Source organism: Niallia sp. Man26 (genome assembly GCF_022049065.2).
In the GTDB taxonomy this organism is placed as follows: Bacteria; Bacillota; Bacilli; order Bacillales; family Cytobacillaceae; genus Niallia.
Window position 1 is genome coordinate 545938 of record NZ_CP095744.1, and the last position, 17287, is coordinate 563224.

The window sequence follows — 17287 nt, forward strand, 5'->3', positions numbered from 1 at the left end:
TGTTAGCAATAAATTTATAAAAATTGTAAAGGGGAGATAAATATGGACGTAAGAATTGGATTAGTTGGTGCAGGATGGATGGGAAAATCACATACAAGCTCTTTTGTAAACGCTTTAATGTTATTCGGTCCTGAATCTGGCAAACCTGTTTTTGAAATTGTTTCAGATGTTAGTGACGAGGCAGCTAGAGCAGCTGTTGAAAAATTGGGTTATGCTCGTTACACAACAGATTGGAATGAAGTCGTGACTGATCCTAATGTTGATGTAGTTGATATTGCAACTCCAAACTATTTACACTATGAAATTGCTAAAGCAGCATTAGAAAATGGTAAACATGTATATAGTGAAAAACCATTAACATTGTCTTATGAAGAATCAGCTGAACTCGCTAAGCTAGCAAAGGAAAAAGGTGTAGTAAATTACGTCGGATTTAACAATGTCATGAATCCTGCTACACATTATATTAAAGAGCTAATTAGCTCAGGACAACTCGGAACAATTATGAGATTTTCTGGTACTTATGATCAGGATATGCTATTAGATGAAGAACTCCCTATTACATGGCGTCATATCAACAAATTTTCAGGCAGCGGTTCCCTAGGTGATTTAGGTTCACATCTTATAAGCGTGTCACAGTATCTCCTTGGTGATATTGAAAATGTAAACGCTTTGTCTAAAACATTTATCACAAAAAGACCAATTGCTCCAGGCTCACCTGAACTTGCTCAAGTTGAAAATGATGATACAATTTCAGTTCTAGCAACATATGAAAATGGTGCAATTGGCACATTGTCCTCAAGCCGAGTTGCAACAGGTAGAAAAAACTATCTTGCTTATGAAATTCAAGGAACAAAAGGTGCAGTCCACTATTCTTTAGAAAAATTGAATGAAGTAAATGTATATTTCACGTCAGATGAAGAAGTAAACAGAGGTTATAGAACAGTATTCTTAGGCCCTAATCACAAAGGATTCAAAGCACTAAACCCTGCGACAGGTATTGCTATTGGTTTTAATGATATTAAGATTTTAGAAGTTCACGAGTTGCTTTCAGCCGTTGCTAACGGAACAGAATATATTTGTGATTTTGAATTTGGTTCTCGTGTTGACCAAACCATTAATGCTATTTTAAAATCTGTATCTGTACAAAAATGGATTAAAGTTAAGGATAAAGAAGAGGTACCACTATGAATCTAAAACTTGGTACTGCACCTTGTTCATGGGGAATCTGGTTTCCTGTAAATGAAAAGCAAACCCCTTGGGAACGATGCCTGGATGAAATTCAAGAAGTAGGGTTTAAAGGAATTGAACTCGGACCATGGGGGTACTTGCCAAATCAATATGAACAATTAGAGAAAGAGCTATTTAAAAGAAATATTGAGCTCGTTGCAACAACACTGATGGATGATTTAACTTCAAATAGTAATATGAAAAAAATATTATCAACTCTTGATGAAATGGCAGCTTTACAGCTTAAATTCTTAAGCGCAAAATATATTGTACTAATTGATGACACATATACCGATCTTTTCACAGGAGAATTAGTTCGTCCTAAAGAGTTAAATACCAAAGAATGGGATAATTTTGTAAACAATATCAATAAGATTAAAGACTATGCTAAATCAAATTATGGCCTTGAAACCGTTTTTCACCCGCATGCCCAAACTCATGTTGAAACAGAGGAACAAATTGAACAATTATTAAGGGATTCTGATATTCAGTTATGCTTAGATACAGGCCATCATGCCTATGCAGGTGGCGATCCTGTTAAATTTATGCTTAAACATCATAATCGAGTATCATATCTTCATATTAAAAATTGTGATATAAATGTCAGAAGTAAAATGTTACAAGAAAATTGGTCTCTAGCGAAAGCAGTAGGCGAAGGGATAATGGTTGAACCAAATCTTGGTGCTGTAAACATGGAAGAGTTTCTAAAAGTGTTGATCAAAGTTAACTTTAATGGCTGGGCTATTGTTGAGCAAGATATGTATCCAGCACCATTTGATAAGCCACTTCTTGTAGCAAAAAGAACATATGAATATTTAGAGAGTATTGGAATGGTTAAACAGACAGGCTTGGCATAAAGTAAGTATTATAATAAGAATAAACTGGAGTACACGTTGAGAAATAAACATTAGTTTAGATAATCAAAAATAGTTGACGATTAGTCCTTCCTCCATCCTAATGTTCAAGTTAAAAAAATGAAGATGGTCCAATATCTCTTGTTTAGAAAATTAAACTCCTTTAATTAACCACCAGTATACTTAATTAAAAGAGTTTAAAAGGGACAGCCTAGAAACTTCTAGTCTGTCCTTTTTTTATTCTGGGTTTACTTATGTTTATTTATTAATGAAGTCTGCCATTACTTCAATGATAATATCTCTACAACTTTTTACCTCTGTGATTAAATCTATAGCTGTATTAACAGAAATTATGCCTTTATCTAAGTTTCCTTCTAGCATTCCTGTACGAAGACCTCCATTTTGAGAAGCTTTTTTATCAAGTTCTGCAGAAGGGACACCGTCTTTATAAAACTCAGCAAGTTCCTTTGAGAATTTATGAGCTGTAGAACGTTGAGACGCTGATATAAATAATAAATCGCTCCCTTTAGAATTTATGATATCTTTTTTTGTAAGTTCTGAAACAGGACTTTCATCCGAAACTATAAAACGAGTTCCCATGTAAACTCCCTCTGCTCCAAGAGAAAAAGCAGCTCTTACACCTCGAATATCATTTATACCACCTGTAGCCATAACAGGGATATTAACAGCATCCACAATGGTAGGTACAATTGAAAAAGTTCCTATCTGATTTTGAGGAAGTATTCCTCCCTCGTCATAGCCAGTAGCTATAATGATGTCAGCGCCAGCTTCTTCGGCTTGTTTAGCAGCCTCAGGAGAAGGCGTAAGTTCTCGGTGAAGAACAATACCCCCATTTTCTTTAACCAAATTAAAAATATCTCGGTTAACATTTCCAACACTAGCATAATGTTTAACGCCTTCTTCAAAGCCAACTTGAAGAGTAATTTGAGTAAATTGATCTTCTACTCCTTCTGGGGGCGATAAAATATTTAACGCAAACGGCTTGTCTGTTAAGTTTCTTACTTTTCGTATCTGGTTTCGAAGCATTTCTTCCATATTAAGGTCTTTTGAGTCAATATCTTTTGCTCCTGCGTTAGGGCCTAGAACTCCCATCCCCCCCGCATTAGATACAGCAGCTACCATAGTTGCATTTGTAATCCAGCTCATAGGTGCTTGGATAATAGGCAATTCAATGCCAAGTATATTTGTTACTCTATTATTTTGCATAGTGAATTTCACCTTTCTTTTTTTAAGATATTTCACATGTTAAACCCTATTGTTACTATAGAGTCAACATCTTTTTATCAGAAAATCATTCCTAAATTATCAGAATTTCTTAAAATAGAGATTGCAATTTTAATTTCAAATTTTGATTCTTAAATGAGTAAATCATTAATCATTTATCTACAATTTTCTCTGAACTTATTATTTCATCTAATTATTCTTGCTCTATCTGCACTAACAAAATTCCATTAATTAACTGAATGGGCTTAACTTATAATATAAGCGGGGTAAAAAGTAACTACCTGTGCTATCCCCGTAAAACCTTTACATCTAATTGTAAAATAAATAACTATATATATTTCATCTCTACTAGTTACCTCAATTAAGAAAATTATCTTTTAAATAAGCTAAGCAGTTTCACGCAAATAATGAGCGTTAAATCTTGGAACAAGCGTTAATCCTTCTTAGAAAAATTAATTCTCCAAGAAAAATTCCGTCTAATCCCATATATACCAGTGATTTCGATGGTCTCATTACTAATTTTATTAAGTGTTAAAAAGAATTTAACGCAGACTTTTAGATTTATATATTCATTGTCTTTCTTATTTTATTAATGGTTAATATAACAATTTAATTTTTTTATATTTCCCTGCCGTGACATAATCATACATTTATAGCGCAACCGCATGCCAATCCTAAACATCATTGTTTAATAAAGAAGCAGCTGCCTGCTGGCAACTGCTTCTTTATTACAAGTCAGTTTTTATATTAGTTTTCATTTTTACCTTCCATAAGAATTCTCCCTTAGCAAAAACGTTGCAATCATGTACAATCCCTACATATTCATTTCCTAGTGTATCAATCAAAATAATTTAAAATTTAACTTTAAATCAGTATGACCAAATTCATCCATTTCTAAGCGAATACAATCACTGGATTCAAAACCAAATTTAAAATTCTCAGTAACTGCAGTTTTAGGTGGAATCTCTAATCGGTAATCAGCTCCTGGTATGTAACGAGAATGCACAAAAAGCCTATGATTGGAACGTAGTTTTTGTGAATCCCATATTTCTAATATTCCTTTATATATGGTTATTGGATATTCAGTGCAATTTCTGAATGAACATTCTAAGGTTGCACAGCCACTTTCTGCATCAGTTGCTCCTAAAAAACCATCTAGAATATGAATTTCAAATTGGCCTTGTTTATAAAAATAGTCATAATCAGAACGCAAAGCAAAATCATTTTTACTCCCTCTTCGAATGTAACAAAAGCCTTTATGTAATTTCCCGTGATCTTTTTTAAGTATATAAGGTTGGCTTTTTGGCTCTATAATTTCAAGTACAGCTAATAGCCGATTCTTATATGTAAGATATTGTAGCTCACAGTTTAGCTGCGGCTCAATATTTTCGAAAATTAATTCTTGGTAAGTAGCTGCATCAATTGGCTCTGTAATACTAAAAAGTTCTTTTTCTTGATGCGCTGATTCTTTGACTCCAGTTATAATGTAACGAGAACCATTAATTTTTGCATTTGCCATAGCCATTACATCTTTCAATAAACTGTCGTGATTTATTTTTACATATAAACCCTTCTTAAAATTTAAACGTTCGCTTTCTGTTTGTGCAAGTAATTGTTCGAGTAGTGTCAGGTCCATATTATCCTCCATCTAAAATCTCATCTTCTTATACGCTTAGAATAGAAATTAGTTTCATTAGTTAAAGAATTATTTGGCACATGTTTTATACCTACATAAGTATCATTATTCCTTAGAATTTCTTGCTGTTGCATAAACCCGATTGGGTAGCAAGAACGAACAAACAAATAATTCCGATCGTATTTCCTCTTGCCACATCAAAAACATATATGAGAAAAATATTAACTCAATGTTTGCTAATAATAGTTAAAACGTAATGATACTGTTGTTAAACTATTGCCCCCGTTCGTAATATATGGTTAGCCAGATTTTTCTGGTTGACCATTTTTTTTTTAGTTTTATGATTACGGTAGTCGGGGTAGAACGGCGCCCCCGTGGGAATAAATCCCGTCAGCTAAACTGTTCACCCCCTACTTGTATAAACATGTTTCAGGCTGGTTGGGACAATGAACCCGTTTAACAAGCGAACCTATGATATTACAAGGAGTTTAGGGGTTACCGACTAATATGCTTTTTAAGGAGGAGAAATTAGTATGAATCCAGTGATTGGTCTGGATGTTTCAAAAGGAGAAAGCCATGTTCAAGCATTTTTAGATAAAGGTAAACCATATCGGAAGAGTTTTAGTATTACACATAATCTAGAGGGTTTAGGTAGGTTATTAGATTTTCTTCAAGATGTTGAAAAAGCAGCTTTGGGTACTCAACCTTCGGTTGTATTAGAGTCAACTGGGCATTATCACACCCCAGTTATTCAGTTTTTAGAGGAACAAAAATATGTATATATTCTCGTCAATCCTCTTATTTCACATAGAGCCAAGAGTTCAAGCCTACGCAAAGTTAAAACAGATGCAATCGATGCTTATCATCTTTGTGAACTGTATTATAAGGAAGAACTACAGCCTTACAAGAAGCGAGGAATTCAACTCTTAAACCTTCGAAATCTAACAAGGCAACAAGAGAGTATTGCAGAAATTTCAGCGAAAACAAAAATACAGTTACATTCCTTAATTGATCAGGTATTCCCTGAGTATCGAGGAGTTTTCGGAAGTTTATACTCAAAAGTATCTTTGCTTACTTTACTAGAATTCCCTACTTCTAAGGCGGTATTAAGTGTCAGTGAAAAAGAATTAACTGATAAAATAGCTTCATTATGTAAGAATCGTTCGGTGTCCTGGGCAGAGGAAAAGGCACAAATGTTAATAGAGGCTGCCCTACGTAATCCATTTCAAAACAATCTCTATGAGAGTCATATTTTCAATCTAGAAATTTTAATTAAGATAGTTCTTCAATACCAAGAGCATCTATCCAAGATTGCAGATGAAATAAATGCTCTCGCTAAAGAAATTGAAGAGTATTATATTCTTCAATCTATCCCTGGAATCGGAGAAAAAATCGCTGCCACGATTATATCCGAAATTGGAGAAATAGATCGATTTAATGATGCCAAGAAACTTGTTGCATTCGCTGGGATAGATCCTAGTGTGTACTCATCTGGGAGGTTTACCGCATCGGTGAATCGAATAACGAAACGTGGCTCATGTAGACTTCGCCACGCCTTATATATGGCTGTTCAAAGTGGTATAAGGGATAGTCGTAAAAAGAAGACAACCGACGAGATTATTCCACGCAATCGAAAACTAAGAGAGTTTTATGATAAGAAACGAGAAGAAGGAAAACCCTTTAGGGTAGCCGTTATTGCATGTGTAAACAAGCTCTTACACTGGATCTTTGCCTTATTAAAAAAACGAACAACTTTCCAAGATATAGATTAATAACTATATCTAACTAAATACAACAAAACCTTCCAATTAAAATATAGCGGTAGGTTATTTGGCATGTGCATTTTTAGTATACCACGAGATTATTTATCTTTTTATTGAAAAATGTTGACAAACTATTAGCTGGTTTACTTTAAGTACATTTATTCACAATATCTCGATATTTTGCATTCTGTCTCTTTGCTTAAAATCCAATTTTACTCTTAATTTCTTTTAAAAATGGGACACTAATTGCTCTTGCTTTTTCTGCCCCTTCTTTTAAAATTTTATCTATTTTCTCTGGTGAGGACATTAGTTCATTATATTTCTCACGTGGTTCTTCAATGAATCTATTCATAACGTTAAACAATTCCTTTTTTGCTTCTCCCCACCCAATGCCTTTTATATATTGCTCTTTCATCTTTTCAACTTCAACAAAAGTAGCAAATTCCTTATATAACATAAAGAGAACAGATATATCAGGATTTTTCGGTGCCTCTGGTGGCAATGAATCAGTTTTAATTTTATTTATTAGTTTTTGTAGTTTTTTTGGATCTTCAAAAAGTGGAATTGTATTTTTATAACTTTTACTCATTTTTCTACCATCTAATCCAGGTAATACGGCAGTATCATCTTGTATTTTGTACTCAGGTAACAAGAATGTCTCTCCGTAGCTGTTGTTAAAACTTTCAGCAATATCCCTAGCGATTTCTACATGCTGAACTTGGTCTTTTCCAACAGGGACAACCTCCGTTTTAAACATCAAAATATCAGCTGCCATTAGGATTGGATAATTAAATAATCCCATATTAACACCGAAATCTATATCTTTGTCCAACCTTTTATTGCTATCGACAATCGCTTTATAAGCATGTGCTCTATTCATTAAACCTTTAGATGTAAAACAACTAAGTATCCAATTCAATTCAAAAATCTCTGGAACATCCGATTGTCTATAAAAGATTACCTTATTAGGATCAAGTCCCAATGCTAACCATGTTGCTGCTATTCCATATGATAAATGCCTAAATTCCTCTGGATTATTGATTTTCGTAAGACCATGATAATCTGCAACAAAGTATGCTGCTTTATAATCAGCTGCCTTAGCTAGTTCCAATGCCGGCTTAATCGCTCCAATATAGTTACCTAAATGAACTTGTCCTGTGGGTTTTATTCCAGTTAATATAGTTTTTCTCATAAGAAACCTCCAATTATGGTTTGAAAACACAAAAAGGGCTACCCGTCCCATAAAACAAGGACGAGTAACCCGTGGTGCCACCTTTTTTCGTTTACAAATGTAAACGCACTTATCCGTACTCAAACAGTAGAATTGTTTTCAATACTTAGTCTCTTTTAACGGTAAGACAGTCCGCTAAACCTACTACATGTTTCAGTTTAGAAGCTCAGAAGCCCATTCAACATTAATCCCGCACTGATTTTCACCAACCATCAGCTCTCTAAAGCGTTTTTAAAGCTTACTCCTCTTCATCATTGCTCACTTATTATTAAATTTATTCTAAAATATGGATAATAAAAGGTCAAGGTATAAGTTAACAAATGTAGTTTCCTTCTAAACTATTCATAAAGTGAATAGAAGTTCATCTGCTTCTTGCACTAACCTGCCATGTTTCTACCATAAGCAAGTTTTCATTTATTACAGGAATGCTGCCACGTTTCTTCCATAAGCTATGTTTTCATTTTTCACAGGAATGCTTCCCTGTTTGTGGTACAAGAAAAAATATTTATAACAAGAATGATAAACTTTTAAAATAAAAAAACAAGTTGGCTATATTCAACTTGTTTTTAGGAATAGGGTACAACTATTAAATCAAATGTTATTATTATTCTTTATCATTTGATTTGCTTATTTAGGATATACTTTTTTAAATCGTTCACACACAACTAACATATTGGGTGTAAATGCTATATCATATTCTTTTAATAATTCTGTAAAGAACTTCCGGTGAGCATCCCACCAAAATTGATAATCACCTTCACCCTCGGCTAAAGCAAATTCCTCGGTTACCTCATTCATTGGAACAATTTGAACAGATTCAATTTCAATAACAGCAACTGGATTTTCCTTACCATTTAAAACAATATAATGTTCACCAACTTTAGGAATATCTTCTTTTTCCTTTTCATAAAACACGAAACCGGAAGTTGTAGCTGTCTTTTTTCCATTAACAACTAATTCTGCTAACCAATCAGCAGAAGCACCAAAACGGAAAGCATCTATATATTGAACCCCTTCTTTTTGGGTGTCTATACAAAATTGATTCCAAAATTCTTTAACCCTGTTATTCATTTGACTACTTCCTTTATTAATATTTTAAATCCTTCAATCTAAATACTTATTCTAGGTTACTTTGAATTATCCTTCTTGCACTATCCTCCCTCGTTAGTGCCAAAACAAAAAAGGAACATTAGTCCTTCTTGGATTAATGCCCCGGTTAATTTAAGAAGAAATTGCGACTTTATTACTGAGTTTCTCTTCTATCCGCCGTGTATTCCAATATGAAATAAAGGATGTACATTGAAATAAAGTAAACCACCGCCGAATAGATTATATTCCATTCACCATAATGTAAAACTTTAATATAAACTGCATACAACTCAAGCAGTACAAGAATGCATGTCCATCCCAAGATATATATAAATTTCTTAATGGCATTTGATTTCAGGGGAAAATAATTAAAAAAAATTACTAATACAGCAAGCTCACCTAGGGCTACAGCTAGGTACGACCACTCTATTTGTTCTTTATCAAAATACCAATACAATTTGTACTTTAAATCAAGATATAAATCAGTTACAAAATTCATTAATAATGCAAACTGTATTGTAGCTAGTAATTCGTGCCTAGTTCTTCTTCTGGGCATTTTTAGGGCAACTAAAAGCACTAATATAACTGTCACTATAAATAGCTTCACCAAGAGGAACACCTCATTTCTTTAAACAACAATATCAGATATATTATCATTATTTATTCGATGAATTATTCTTCTTTAGCTAACCTGCCACGTTTCTACCATAAGCTAGTTTTCATTAATTACAAGAATGCTTCCACTATAGTTACATAAAAAAACTATCCATTCGGCAGTTAGTGTAAACTTGTAAATTCCATCTTTGGTTCTGCTTAATACATTAGATATCTATGTTTCAATAATTTTATTTTTAAATAACAAGTCTCGAATTGGAGATTCCGCTTAACATATAGTACTATTAAATTAATATTGTTTTTCAAAAATTTATAATGTTGCTACTAAATAGCTCTTTTGCTGGTAAAAACCCATCATACATATTTGTGAAATATCAATTAGAGTAAGAATTAAGAGTAATTCAAAATTATTACCATGGAACTATCAGAAGGAGGATATTATGAGCGAAAAAATTAAAACTTATGATACTGAAGGTATCAAAATATATTGGAAACCCAGTAATTGCAAACATGCAGCAGAATGTGTAAAGGGATTGCCAAGTGTATTCAATACCCAGAACAGACCTTGGGTATCACCACAGAATGCAACAGCTGAAAAAATCATGGAAGTGATTGATCTTTGTCCAAGCAGAGCACTTACTTATGAACAAAAATAAACAGGACTAAAAAGTTAGGAGAATGAGGAAATGACTGAAATTAAAATGGACAAGAATGAATTCTATATTGAGGAATCTAATGAAATTATTGCAAGAATTCAATTTATCCCAAGTGGAAAAGATGTAAATGGACAAAATTTAATTATTGTAAACCATACAGTTGTATACGAGGGACATAATGGCCGTGGATTAGGCAAAGAATTAGTAAACAAGATAGTTGAATATGCAAGAGATGAAAACTTATATATTATTCCTGTATGTCCTTACGCAAAAAGTGTTCTTGAAAGTAAAGAAGAATATCAAGATGTACTAGCAAAATAATTCCATTTTATTACATGTGTTGAATGAGCTACACATAACTGGACAAAAAATAAGGTCCAGTCGACTAATCACCAAATCAGGGCATACTGCTAATTAGTATAAGAGATTCATACTAGCAACAATACTAGGAGAGGCGGTTATGCTAGCCTAGCTAGCAAGCCAGATATCTTTTCCATCTGGTTTTCTGGCTGGCAAAAGTATGGACTTGGAGGCACCTTGTCAAGTTGCGATGGTTACCACTAAATTCGGAAGTCGATTATATCTTATTCGGAATGCTAGTATGACCAGGACTAGAAGAACATTTACCACTTAAAGCCCTAATGGTTAAATAAAACTCTTTGTTATTCATCTTTATTAAAAAGGGATTTAACAATAATTTTTTCATTTTCTTTCTTCTCCCAACCCCTCCCAAAAATCATTTTTTCTTAAAGCACCATAATACTTTCGGAATGCTTGTTAAACTAACCTGCCGAGTTAGCACCAGAACAAGGCAGAACCATAATCTAACTGGATCAAAGCTCCCCCTAATTTAAGTAAAACACTACACAAACCTAACAACTTACTAATTTTTAAACAAAACTAAACGCTCCGATTTTATTCCGAGCGTTTTGGTGATGTGTAATTTAAAATCCAATTTAATGCACCTATTTTTTTGTTTATGCAACTTATTCAATTACAACGTTCCCTACATATTGAGCACTACCCGCTGAATTAATAAATTCAACTTTTAAAACATATTTCCCTTTGTCACTAGGAAATGTAAATTCCCCAGAGTCATCCAATGCAAGTTCCGTATCTTTTTTATCTTTTAATAGAGCAACTGTTATATCTGGGTCAGTCCAAATATCTCCACCATTTTTATCGTTCTCTTTAAACTCCAAAGACACTTTTTGATCTGAAAAAACCTTGATTTCATCCAGTGATGATGCGTATTTTTCAATATCTTCTACTTTTTTTTGCACATCTTCACTTGCTGTATCCCAACTAATATTTGCTTCTTTTAATTGAACAGATGAAATATCAAAATTCAAGTGGGCAGTTGGAACTCCAACATCATAATCTTCTGCAAAACACCCTGTTAGTGTACAAGTAAAAATCAATCCTATAAATAGTTTAATAACTACTTTCATATCACACCTCATTTGTTTAAGTTAGTTGCCCGTTTACCCCAATATATCTGCAGTGTAGAGCTTAAACTGACCCTTCTGTGTTCTAGAAACGGAGTTCCAATCAAATTACCTGTTTCCTTTAGTTCAATCCCCTTATTTAAACCATTAATAAAATATAATTATTCGGAAGAGGTTCAAAATTTGGCTGTTAGTGTTTTCATGCCCCTTTACAATAATTAAACTGGAAACTTGATCTCCTTTTTTGTTTTTAGTTCTGTGAAGCGTTAATTAATGTATGAATTCTGAAGAAGATTCTGGTATAATATTCTAAATAATTCTTAATAAAGAACGAAATAAAGGGGGGTCAATATGAAAAACAACCAATTTGCTGGGGAGCTTGTAAATCGTCTTAAAGAACTCCGGCTTAAAAGGGACTGGACTATCAAACATACAGCTGAAAAAATCGGAATAGGAGCATCTATGTATTCTGGTTATGAGTCTCAACTTCGTCTGCCACCAATGGAATTATTGTCAAAGATTGCGGAGGTTTTTGATACTACAACTGATTATCTATTAGGAAGCCCCGAAAAAGTAGAACAAACAAAATCTCCAACAGATATAGATTGGATTCTATCACACGAAAACATTAACTATAGGGGCATTGAATTAACATATAAGGATAAAGAAAACGTGAAAGTATTATTAGAGATGTTGTTAGAGAATAGAATGGAACCAATGAATGATGTAGGCTGCTCCATAGAAGAAGGTCGACAATAGCAAGTCATAATGGTTAGACGGATGACTGAAATTACTTGAGGGAGTCCGGCTAGCTATTCACCAAATATATGTCATATCCCTTGTCTATATGGATACAGCACTTTTCCAATTTCTTATGTTTCATTCATTTGCAAACAATTAACTTTCGTTAACCTGCCATGATTTCTGCATAAAAGTACTAATTTTCTTTGTCTCAGAAATGGTGCCTCGTTTTAACATAATAAATGCATCTCCCTATATTTAAGGAAAGCCGCCGAAATATAGGATTGAAACTAAAAAATTGCACTCCAAAAAGTATGCTTTTTGTTTTTATTAATTAAGAATGTTGAGAGTATCTATAGAATAATCATAACCATTTTTTTCATTTTCATCGATCCATTTCCAAGTAGTTAAATCGAATGCGACTACTGCATCATGGAAAACAAAATAAGAAGGTAATACTAATGCATCTGCATCTGCCATCCTCCAGCAATTCTGAAACCATTCTGCTATTGCTCCTTCTTCCTTTGGGACTAACTCTTCTTCATTTGCCTCATAAAAGCTGTAAAATTCATCAAGCTGTTCATCTGATAGGTGTCTAAATTCCACGTCTGAGAGTATTCCTTTGCTACCAGCAAATAGCAATGAATCCTCCGTTTCTTTGAAAACTTCATTATTATCTCTATCCATTGAAAACATTCTAATGTCAATTGTTGATTGATCCATAAAAACTACAAAGTCTAATAAATCAATATCAGGCGAAAAATTATATTTCTGTATTTCTTTTAATTTTTCTATCAGAGTATCCGTATATTTATTTAGGCTTTCTAAAAGTGTTTCCATAGTCTTGTTAACTAAAAACATAAAAACCTCCAAAACTTCTGTATATTAATATCCATTATATACCAAATGCAACGTTGAATATAAGTATGAATGTTATTTTTTGATTAGCTTTTAAAAAAATTATTGTACACAAAACCTTCTAATTAAAAATATTTAAACTGGGAGTATCCCTTCTTTCTCTATACTGCCCCGTTAATACCACGAATTTGCATTACTTAAAATTCCTCTTCTTATAGATATTAAAACTATTCAAGAATACAAACTATAAATAAATAGGAACTATTTAACAAATTAGTAATTTAAAGTATAATTTCATAGTAAATTATTATTTTTGGAGAGAGTTAAATGAAAAAACTATTAGTAGGTTTTATTCTAAGTATCATTCTAATTTTGTCTGCAGTTGGGATACATCCAACTAACACAAACGCAGCCACTGACCATAATCCAGTTGTTTTAGTTCATGGCATTAGTGGCAATAGCTATAACTTTTATGCTATAAAGAATTATTTAGTGAGTCAAGGTTGGAATCGAGACAGTCTCTATGCAATTGATTTCTTAGACAAAACTGGTAGAAATTCAAACAATGGACCACAACTTTCTAGATATATAGAGGGTGTGTTAGCAGAGACTGGAGCAGATAAAATAGACATTGTTGCTCATAGTATGGGGGGAGCAAATACTCTCTATTACATTAAGTATCTAGGTGGAGGAGATAAGATTAGAAATGTGGTAACACTTGGTGGTGCTAACGGTCTTGTTTCCTCTACTGCACTACCAGGAACAGATCCAAACCAAAAAATTCTCTATACATCTATCTATAGTACAGGTGATAGAATTGTATATCCATACTTATCTAGATTAGAAGGTGCTAGAAATATTCAACTGTATGGAATTGGTCATATCGGGTTATTGTCTAACAGCCAAGTAAATGGTTATATCAAAGAAGGGTTAAATGGTGGAGGCCTTAATACAAATTAAGAGACAATTCCTTGGAACCGTACTATTACGGTTCTTTTTATAGTTCATCAGTATATCCGTTCATAATTATGAAAGAGTTTTGATTTAATTATCTAGTAAGTGGTACTACCCCTTTATCATATTTGAGCAAGCATAATCTTCATTAATATAGATTATCTTTATAGCGTAGCTTGAAAATTTAATTCTGTTCGGACTCACTACCTCTATACTCACTATTCCCCGCATTTAATTTAGAGCAAGACCGATAAAACCTCATTTATTTATAGTACTAATACGTACCATATATAAATGAGGTTTTATCAAGTAAAATATAGCCGTGATGATTCCCTAATTATCTTTTTTCCATCTGCATATTTATTTCTGCATCTTCATCATGTCGCTGCCGAAGCAGCCGCTGCTTCATCAGCCTTCACACAATCAATTGCTACAACTAACGCGATAATAATAGCCTCCATCTCTTCATTCTCTATCTGAACCTTATAGCTGTCTCCCCAAGTAAACCATTCCTTGCTCACGGTACCAATCACATTGCCATGCTGTTTGACTTGAAAATCCATGTCCCACCAGTTACCCTGTACCTCAATATCTGCTGCATCTATCGTATACCGTGGTTTAAAGAATGAAAACTCTTTTCTTATCGTTAACGCCTCATGGCCATTTACCTCTACAAAAAACTTAGGTAAAAAGCTGAATACCTTTTTAGTAATAAGGGCAACTTCTTGTCTATTTGTATTCATTATGGAGAAGGTCTTTGGGACTTGCATAAAGCTTCCTTCCACATAATAAATATCCTGCTCTGTTTGATCTTTCACTGTAAACTTTCCACTTAAACTGAATACCTTTTGCTTTATATAAAGTTGTTTCATAAGGCACCTCCTGTAAAATTGGGCAATCCAAAAGTGCTGATTTTTAAGTTTTCCTATTTGTTAACAATACGTATTAGCCATACCAAAAGATTCGTCCATTGCAAAAAAAGCAAAAGCCTCCCTAACGGAAGGCTTTTGCAACGGTTAATATTTCAAGTGTGTTTTTTTTAGCAATTGGCATCTTTATTTCAGCACCTGCACCAGGTCTTTTACCTGCCTCTATCATCTCTTCCAATTTCTCCATTAATAGAGGAAGCTCTCCCATCGTTTGGATAACAAAATCTGCACCATTTTCAATAAAACGCTGTCTTGTTGTGTAGATGCTTTGCTCCTTTTCTTCCTCTGTAAGTGCTGTGAATTCTTCTTGCGTTAGTCCCATTTCCGAGCTTCCAATTACAACTCCTACAGACCAGACTCCTGCATTAATGCCTTCCTTTATGTCGGATACTGTATCGCCAACTTTTATAACGTTCCAAGAGGCTGTCAGCTTTAATTCCTCCATATTACGGTAGATCATATATGGATATGGTCTGCCATATGAATCTGTTTCGTCTGGAGTAACGAGAAAGTCTGGACTGTAGCCTTTCTGTTTAGCGTTTGGTACGACGATGTCCATCATTTTTTTTGTGTAGCCTGTTGTGGAGCCGATTTTGATGCCGCGCTCGCGTAAAACTTGGACTGTTTCAAGCACTTCTGGAATTGGATTGGTATATTCGCTTAAACTTGCGAGCAGGGCTGGCTCGAATTCAGCATATAGCCGCTCTACGTCTGCTTCTGTAAACTCACGTCCGTATTGCTCTTTCCATAGGCTTGAGATTCTTGGCATGGAAAGCATTGCTCGGATATGGTCGATTTTCAGCATCCCCATCGGTTCTCTTGCTTCTGCCATTGTTACATCGATTCTGGCATTGTGGAAAATATCAATAAACACATTTACTGGTGCAAAGCACCCAAAATCTACTGCTGTTCCTGCCCAATCTAGAATAATGCCTTCTACTCTGTTCATATTAAAGTCCTCCCATATATTCTTTAATAACATCACATAGTTCTTGTATGTCTGTTTCATAGATCTCGCCGATATTGCCAATACGGAATGTGTCTATATCAGTTAGTTTACCTGGGTATAGAACAAAACCTTTTTCTTTAACATACGAGTAGAAATCAATGAAGCTAAAAGTTTCACTTGGATACAGAAAGGTTGTTATAATTGGTGATTGCTTTTCTTCTGTAATATAAGCAGTAAAGCCGATCTCTGCTAGCCTGCTTCTTAGTACTGAATTATTGTTGTGATATCTTTTAAATCTAGCAGAAACACCGCCTTCTTCTAGCAGTTCATCGATTGCTTTTGAGAATGCTGCTACTACATGTGTTGGGGATGTAAAGCGCCATTTTCCGTCCTTGTCCATTTCCTTCCATTGATCAAACAGATCTAACGATAAGCTGCGGGCATTGCCTTCACATGCAATCAGTTCAAGCTTGTTGGCTAATACAAAACCGAAGCCAGGTACTCCTTGGATGCATTTGTTTGAGCTGCTTATTAAGAAATCTATTCCCAGCTCTGCTATGTTCATTTCCACACCGCCAAAGCTGCTCATTGCATCGATTATCAGCTTTTTATCATAATCCTTTGCTAACTGAGCTGCTAGAGTTAGAGGGTTTAAGATTCCTGTTGTTGTTTCACAATGAACCATCGCAATATGGGTAATCGTCTCATCTGCCTCAAGAATGTCTCTCACTTTTGCTTCGTTTGGATGTTCATTATACGCTGTACGGTATTCTACAAAGTTAAGACGCAAATATTTCGCCATTTTCACAATCCGCTCGCCATAGGCCCCGTTAGTAATAATAAGCAGTTTATCTTGCTCCGAAAGAGCTGTATGCAACACAGATTCTACTACAAAGCTGCCGCTCCCTTGCATTAATACTGCTGTATAGTCGCTTTCCGGTGCACCCGCCAGTTTTAGTAGCTGTGCTCTAATTTTTTGGGTAATTTGCTTGTAATCATCATCCCATGTACAGCGGTCAAACAGCATTTCTTCTTTTACTGCTTTGCTTGTTGTTAATGGTCCAGGTGTTAGTAATTTATAGTTTCTCATTG

Annotated in this window: 17 protein-coding genes and 1 other annotated feature; of the genes, 7 read left to right on the forward strand and 10 right to left on the reverse strand. The window is 34.2% G+C overall.

The features are described 5' to 3' along the window. The first annotated feature begins 42 nt into the window (after nt 1–42). Entirely contained in the window at nt 43–1188 is a 1146-nt protein-coding gene (locus tag L8T27_RS22210) for a Gfo/Idh/MocA family protein (protein WP_237943038.1), read from the forward strand. Beyond that, on the forward strand, nt 1185–2084 hold the full coding sequence (locus L8T27_RS22215) for a sugar phosphate isomerase/epimerase family protein (protein ID WP_237943040.1): 900 nt from the start codon (nt 1185–1187) through the stop codon (nt 2082–2084). Before L8T27_RS22210 ends, L8T27_RS22215 begins: the two co-directional genes overlap by 4 nt. A 255-nt stretch (nt 2085–2339) precedes the next feature. On the opposite strand, the gene L8T27_RS22220 is transcribed toward L8T27_RS22215, so the two are convergent. Beyond that, on the reverse strand, nt 2340–3308 hold the full coding sequence (locus L8T27_RS22220) for an NAD(P)H-dependent flavin oxidoreductase (protein ID WP_237943042.1): 969 nt from the start codon (nt 3306–3308) through the stop codon (nt 2340–2342). An 859-nt stretch (nt 3309–4167) separates the two neighbouring features. Further along, complete coding sequence (locus L8T27_RS22225; RefSeq protein ID WP_237943044.1) at nt 4168–4962, reverse strand: AlbA family DNA-binding domain-containing protein; 795 nt, start codon at nt 4960–4962, stop codon at nt 4168–4170. Nucleotides 4963–5495: 533 nt separating this feature from the next. On the opposite strand from L8T27_RS22225, the gene L8T27_RS22230 reads away from it, so the two are divergent. After that, nucleotides 5496–6734 carry an IS110 family RNA-guided transposase gene (locus L8T27_RS22230; RefSeq protein ID WP_237943046.1) on the forward strand — a complete coding sequence of 413 codons (1239 nt, stop codon included), beginning with the start codon at nt 5496–5498 and terminating at the stop codon, nt 6732–6734. A 190-nt stretch (nt 6735–6924) separates the two neighbouring features. On the opposite strand, the gene L8T27_RS22235 is transcribed toward L8T27_RS22230, so the two are convergent. The 3 genes from L8T27_RS22235 to L8T27_RS22245 form a co-directional block, all read right to left on the reverse strand. Beyond that, nucleotides 6925–7917 carry a tryptophan--tRNA ligase gene (locus tag L8T27_RS22235; RefSeq protein ID WP_237943047.1) on the reverse strand — a complete coding sequence of 331 codons (993 nt, stop codon included), beginning with the start codon at nt 7915–7917 and terminating at the stop codon, nt 6925–6927. Between the two features lie 53 nt (nt 7918–7970). Further along, nucleotides 7971–8220, reverse strand: a binding site (T-box leader). 363 nt (nt 8221–8583) lie between these two features. Continuing rightward, the gene (locus L8T27_RS22240) at nt 8584–9027 is read right to left on the reverse strand and encodes an ASCH domain-containing protein (RefSeq protein ID WP_237943049.1); all 444 of its coding nucleotides are present in this window, start codon (nt 9025–9027) and stop codon (nt 8584–8586) included. Between the two features lie 172 nt (nt 9028–9199). After that, nucleotides 9200–9652: a CBO0543 family protein gene (locus tag L8T27_RS22245; protein ID WP_248574499.1), complete on the reverse strand. Its 453-nt coding sequence runs from the start codon at nt 9650–9652 to the stop codon at nt 9200–9202. A gap of 448 nt (nt 9653–10100) precedes the next feature. On the opposite strand from L8T27_RS22245, the gene L8T27_RS22250 reads away from it, so the two are divergent. Both L8T27_RS22250 and L8T27_RS22255 read left to right on the forward strand, forming a co-directional pair. Then, nucleotides 10101–10316, forward strand: coding sequence for a (4Fe-4S)-binding protein (locus L8T27_RS22250; protein WP_233314971.1), 216 nt, complete (start codon nt 10101–10103; stop codon nt 10314–10316). A gap of 30 nt (nt 10317–10346) precedes the next feature. Further along, complete coding sequence (locus L8T27_RS22255; protein WP_233314970.1) at nt 10347–10637, forward strand: GNAT family N-acetyltransferase; 291 nt, start codon at nt 10347–10349, stop codon at nt 10635–10637. Between the two features lie 665 nt (nt 10638–11302). On the opposite strand, the gene L8T27_RS22260 is transcribed toward L8T27_RS22255, so the two are convergent. Next, nucleotides 11303–11767 (reverse strand): hypothetical protein, encoded by a 465-nt coding sequence (locus tag L8T27_RS22260; protein ID WP_233314969.1) that lies wholly within the window; start codon nt 11765–11767, stop codon nt 11303–11305. Between the two features lie 348 nt (nt 11768–12115). On the opposite strand from L8T27_RS22260, the gene L8T27_RS22265 reads away from it, so the two are divergent. Further along, the gene (locus tag L8T27_RS22265) at nt 12116–12523 is read left to right on the forward strand and encodes a helix-turn-helix domain-containing protein (protein ID WP_233314968.1); all 408 of its coding nucleotides are present in this window, start codon (nt 12116–12118) and stop codon (nt 12521–12523) included. A 312-nt stretch (nt 12524–12835) separates the two neighbouring features. Here the strand turns inward: L8T27_RS22265 and L8T27_RS22270 are convergent, their stop codons facing one another. Next, entirely contained in the window at nt 12836–13366 is a 531-nt protein-coding gene (locus L8T27_RS22270; RefSeq protein ID WP_237943053.1) for a hypothetical protein, read from the reverse strand. A gap of 324 nt (nt 13367–13690) precedes the next feature. On the opposite strand from L8T27_RS22270, the gene L8T27_RS22275 reads away from it, so the two are divergent. Next, nucleotides 13691–14323, forward strand: coding sequence for an esterase/lipase family protein (locus tag L8T27_RS22275; RefSeq protein WP_237943054.1), 633 nt, complete (start codon nt 13691–13693; stop codon nt 14321–14323). Nucleotides 14324–14694: 371 nt separating this feature from the next. On the opposite strand, the gene L8T27_RS22280 is transcribed toward L8T27_RS22275, so the two are convergent. The 3 genes from L8T27_RS22280 to phnW all read right to left on the reverse strand — a co-directional run bounded on the left by L8T27_RS22280 (nt 14695) and on the right by phnW (nt 17285). Beyond that, on the reverse strand, nt 14695–15189 hold the full coding sequence (locus L8T27_RS22280; RefSeq protein ID WP_233314965.1) for an LURP-one-related/scramblase family protein: 495 nt from the start codon (nt 15187–15189) through the stop codon (nt 14695–14697). A 121-nt stretch (nt 15190–15310) separates the two neighbouring features. Further along, a complete protein-coding gene (phnX, locus tag L8T27_RS22285) occupies nt 15311–16195 on the reverse strand; it encodes a phosphonoacetaldehyde hydrolase (protein WP_237943057.1) in 885 nt (294 codons plus the stop codon). 1 nt (nt 16196) lies between these two features. Then, nucleotides 16197–17285, reverse strand: coding sequence for a 2-aminoethylphosphonate--pyruvate transaminase (gene phnW, locus L8T27_RS22290; RefSeq protein WP_237943059.1), 1089 nt, complete (start codon nt 17283–17285; stop codon nt 16197–16199). Between the last annotated feature and the right edge of the window lie 2 nt (nt 17286–17287).

Bases quoted from the DNA above. Each gene is read 5' to 3' on its own strand.
- L8T27_RS22250 (WP_233314971.1), top strand. From the start codon at position 10,101: ATGAGCGAAAAAATTAAAACTTATGATACTGAAGGTATCAAAATATAT.
- L8T27_RS22280 (WP_233314965.1), bottom strand. From the start codon at position 15,189: ATGAAACAACTTTATATAAAGCAAAAGGTATTCAGTTTAAGTGGAAAG.
- L8T27_RS22225 (WP_237943044.1), bottom strand. From the start codon at position 4,962: ATGGACCTGACACTACTCGAACAATTACTTGCACAAACAGAAAGCGAA.
- phnW (WP_237943059.1), bottom strand. From the start codon at position 17,285: ATGAGAAACTATAAATTACTAACACCTGGACCATTAACAACAAGCAAA.
- L8T27_RS22215 (WP_237943040.1), top strand. From the start codon at position 1,185: ATGAATCTAAAACTTGGTACTGCACCTTGTTCATGGGGAATCTGGTTT.
- L8T27_RS22210 (WP_237943038.1), top strand. From the start codon at position 43: ATGGACGTAAGAATTGGATTAGTTGGTGCAGGATGGATGGGAAAATCA.
- L8T27_RS22255 (WP_233314970.1), top strand. From the start codon at position 10,347: ATGACTGAAATTAAAATGGACAAGAATGAATTCTATATTGAGGAATCT.
- L8T27_RS22260 (WP_233314969.1), bottom strand. From the start codon at position 11,767: ATGAAAGTAGTTATTAAACTATTTATAGGATTGATTTTTACTTGTACA.
- L8T27_RS22270 (WP_237943053.1), bottom strand. From the start codon at position 13,366: ATGTTTTTAGTTAACAAGACTATGGAAACACTTTTAGAAAGCCTAAAT.
- L8T27_RS22220 (WP_237943042.1), bottom strand. From the start codon at position 3,308: ATGCAAAATAATAGAGTAACAAATATACTTGGCATTGAATTGCCTATT.
- phnX (WP_237943057.1), bottom strand. From the start codon at position 16,195: ATGAACAGAGTAGAAGGCATTATTCTAGATTGGGCAGGAACAGCAGTA.
- L8T27_RS22235 (WP_237943047.1), bottom strand. From the start codon at position 7,917: ATGAGAAAAACTATATTAACTGGAATAAAACCCACAGGACAAGTTCAT.
- L8T27_RS22230 (WP_237943046.1), top strand. From the start codon at position 5,496: ATGAATCCAGTGATTGGTCTGGATGTTTCAAAAGGAGAAAGCCATGTT.
- L8T27_RS22275 (WP_237943054.1), top strand. From the start codon at position 13,691: ATGAAAAAACTATTAGTAGGTTTTATTCTAAGTATCATTCTAATTTTG.
- L8T27_RS22265 (WP_233314968.1), top strand. From the start codon at position 12,116: ATGAAAAACAACCAATTTGCTGGGGAGCTTGTAAATCGTCTTAAAGAA.
- L8T27_RS22240 (WP_237943049.1), bottom strand. From the start codon at position 9,027: ATGAATAACAGGGTTAAAGAATTTTGGAATCAATTTTGTATAGACACC.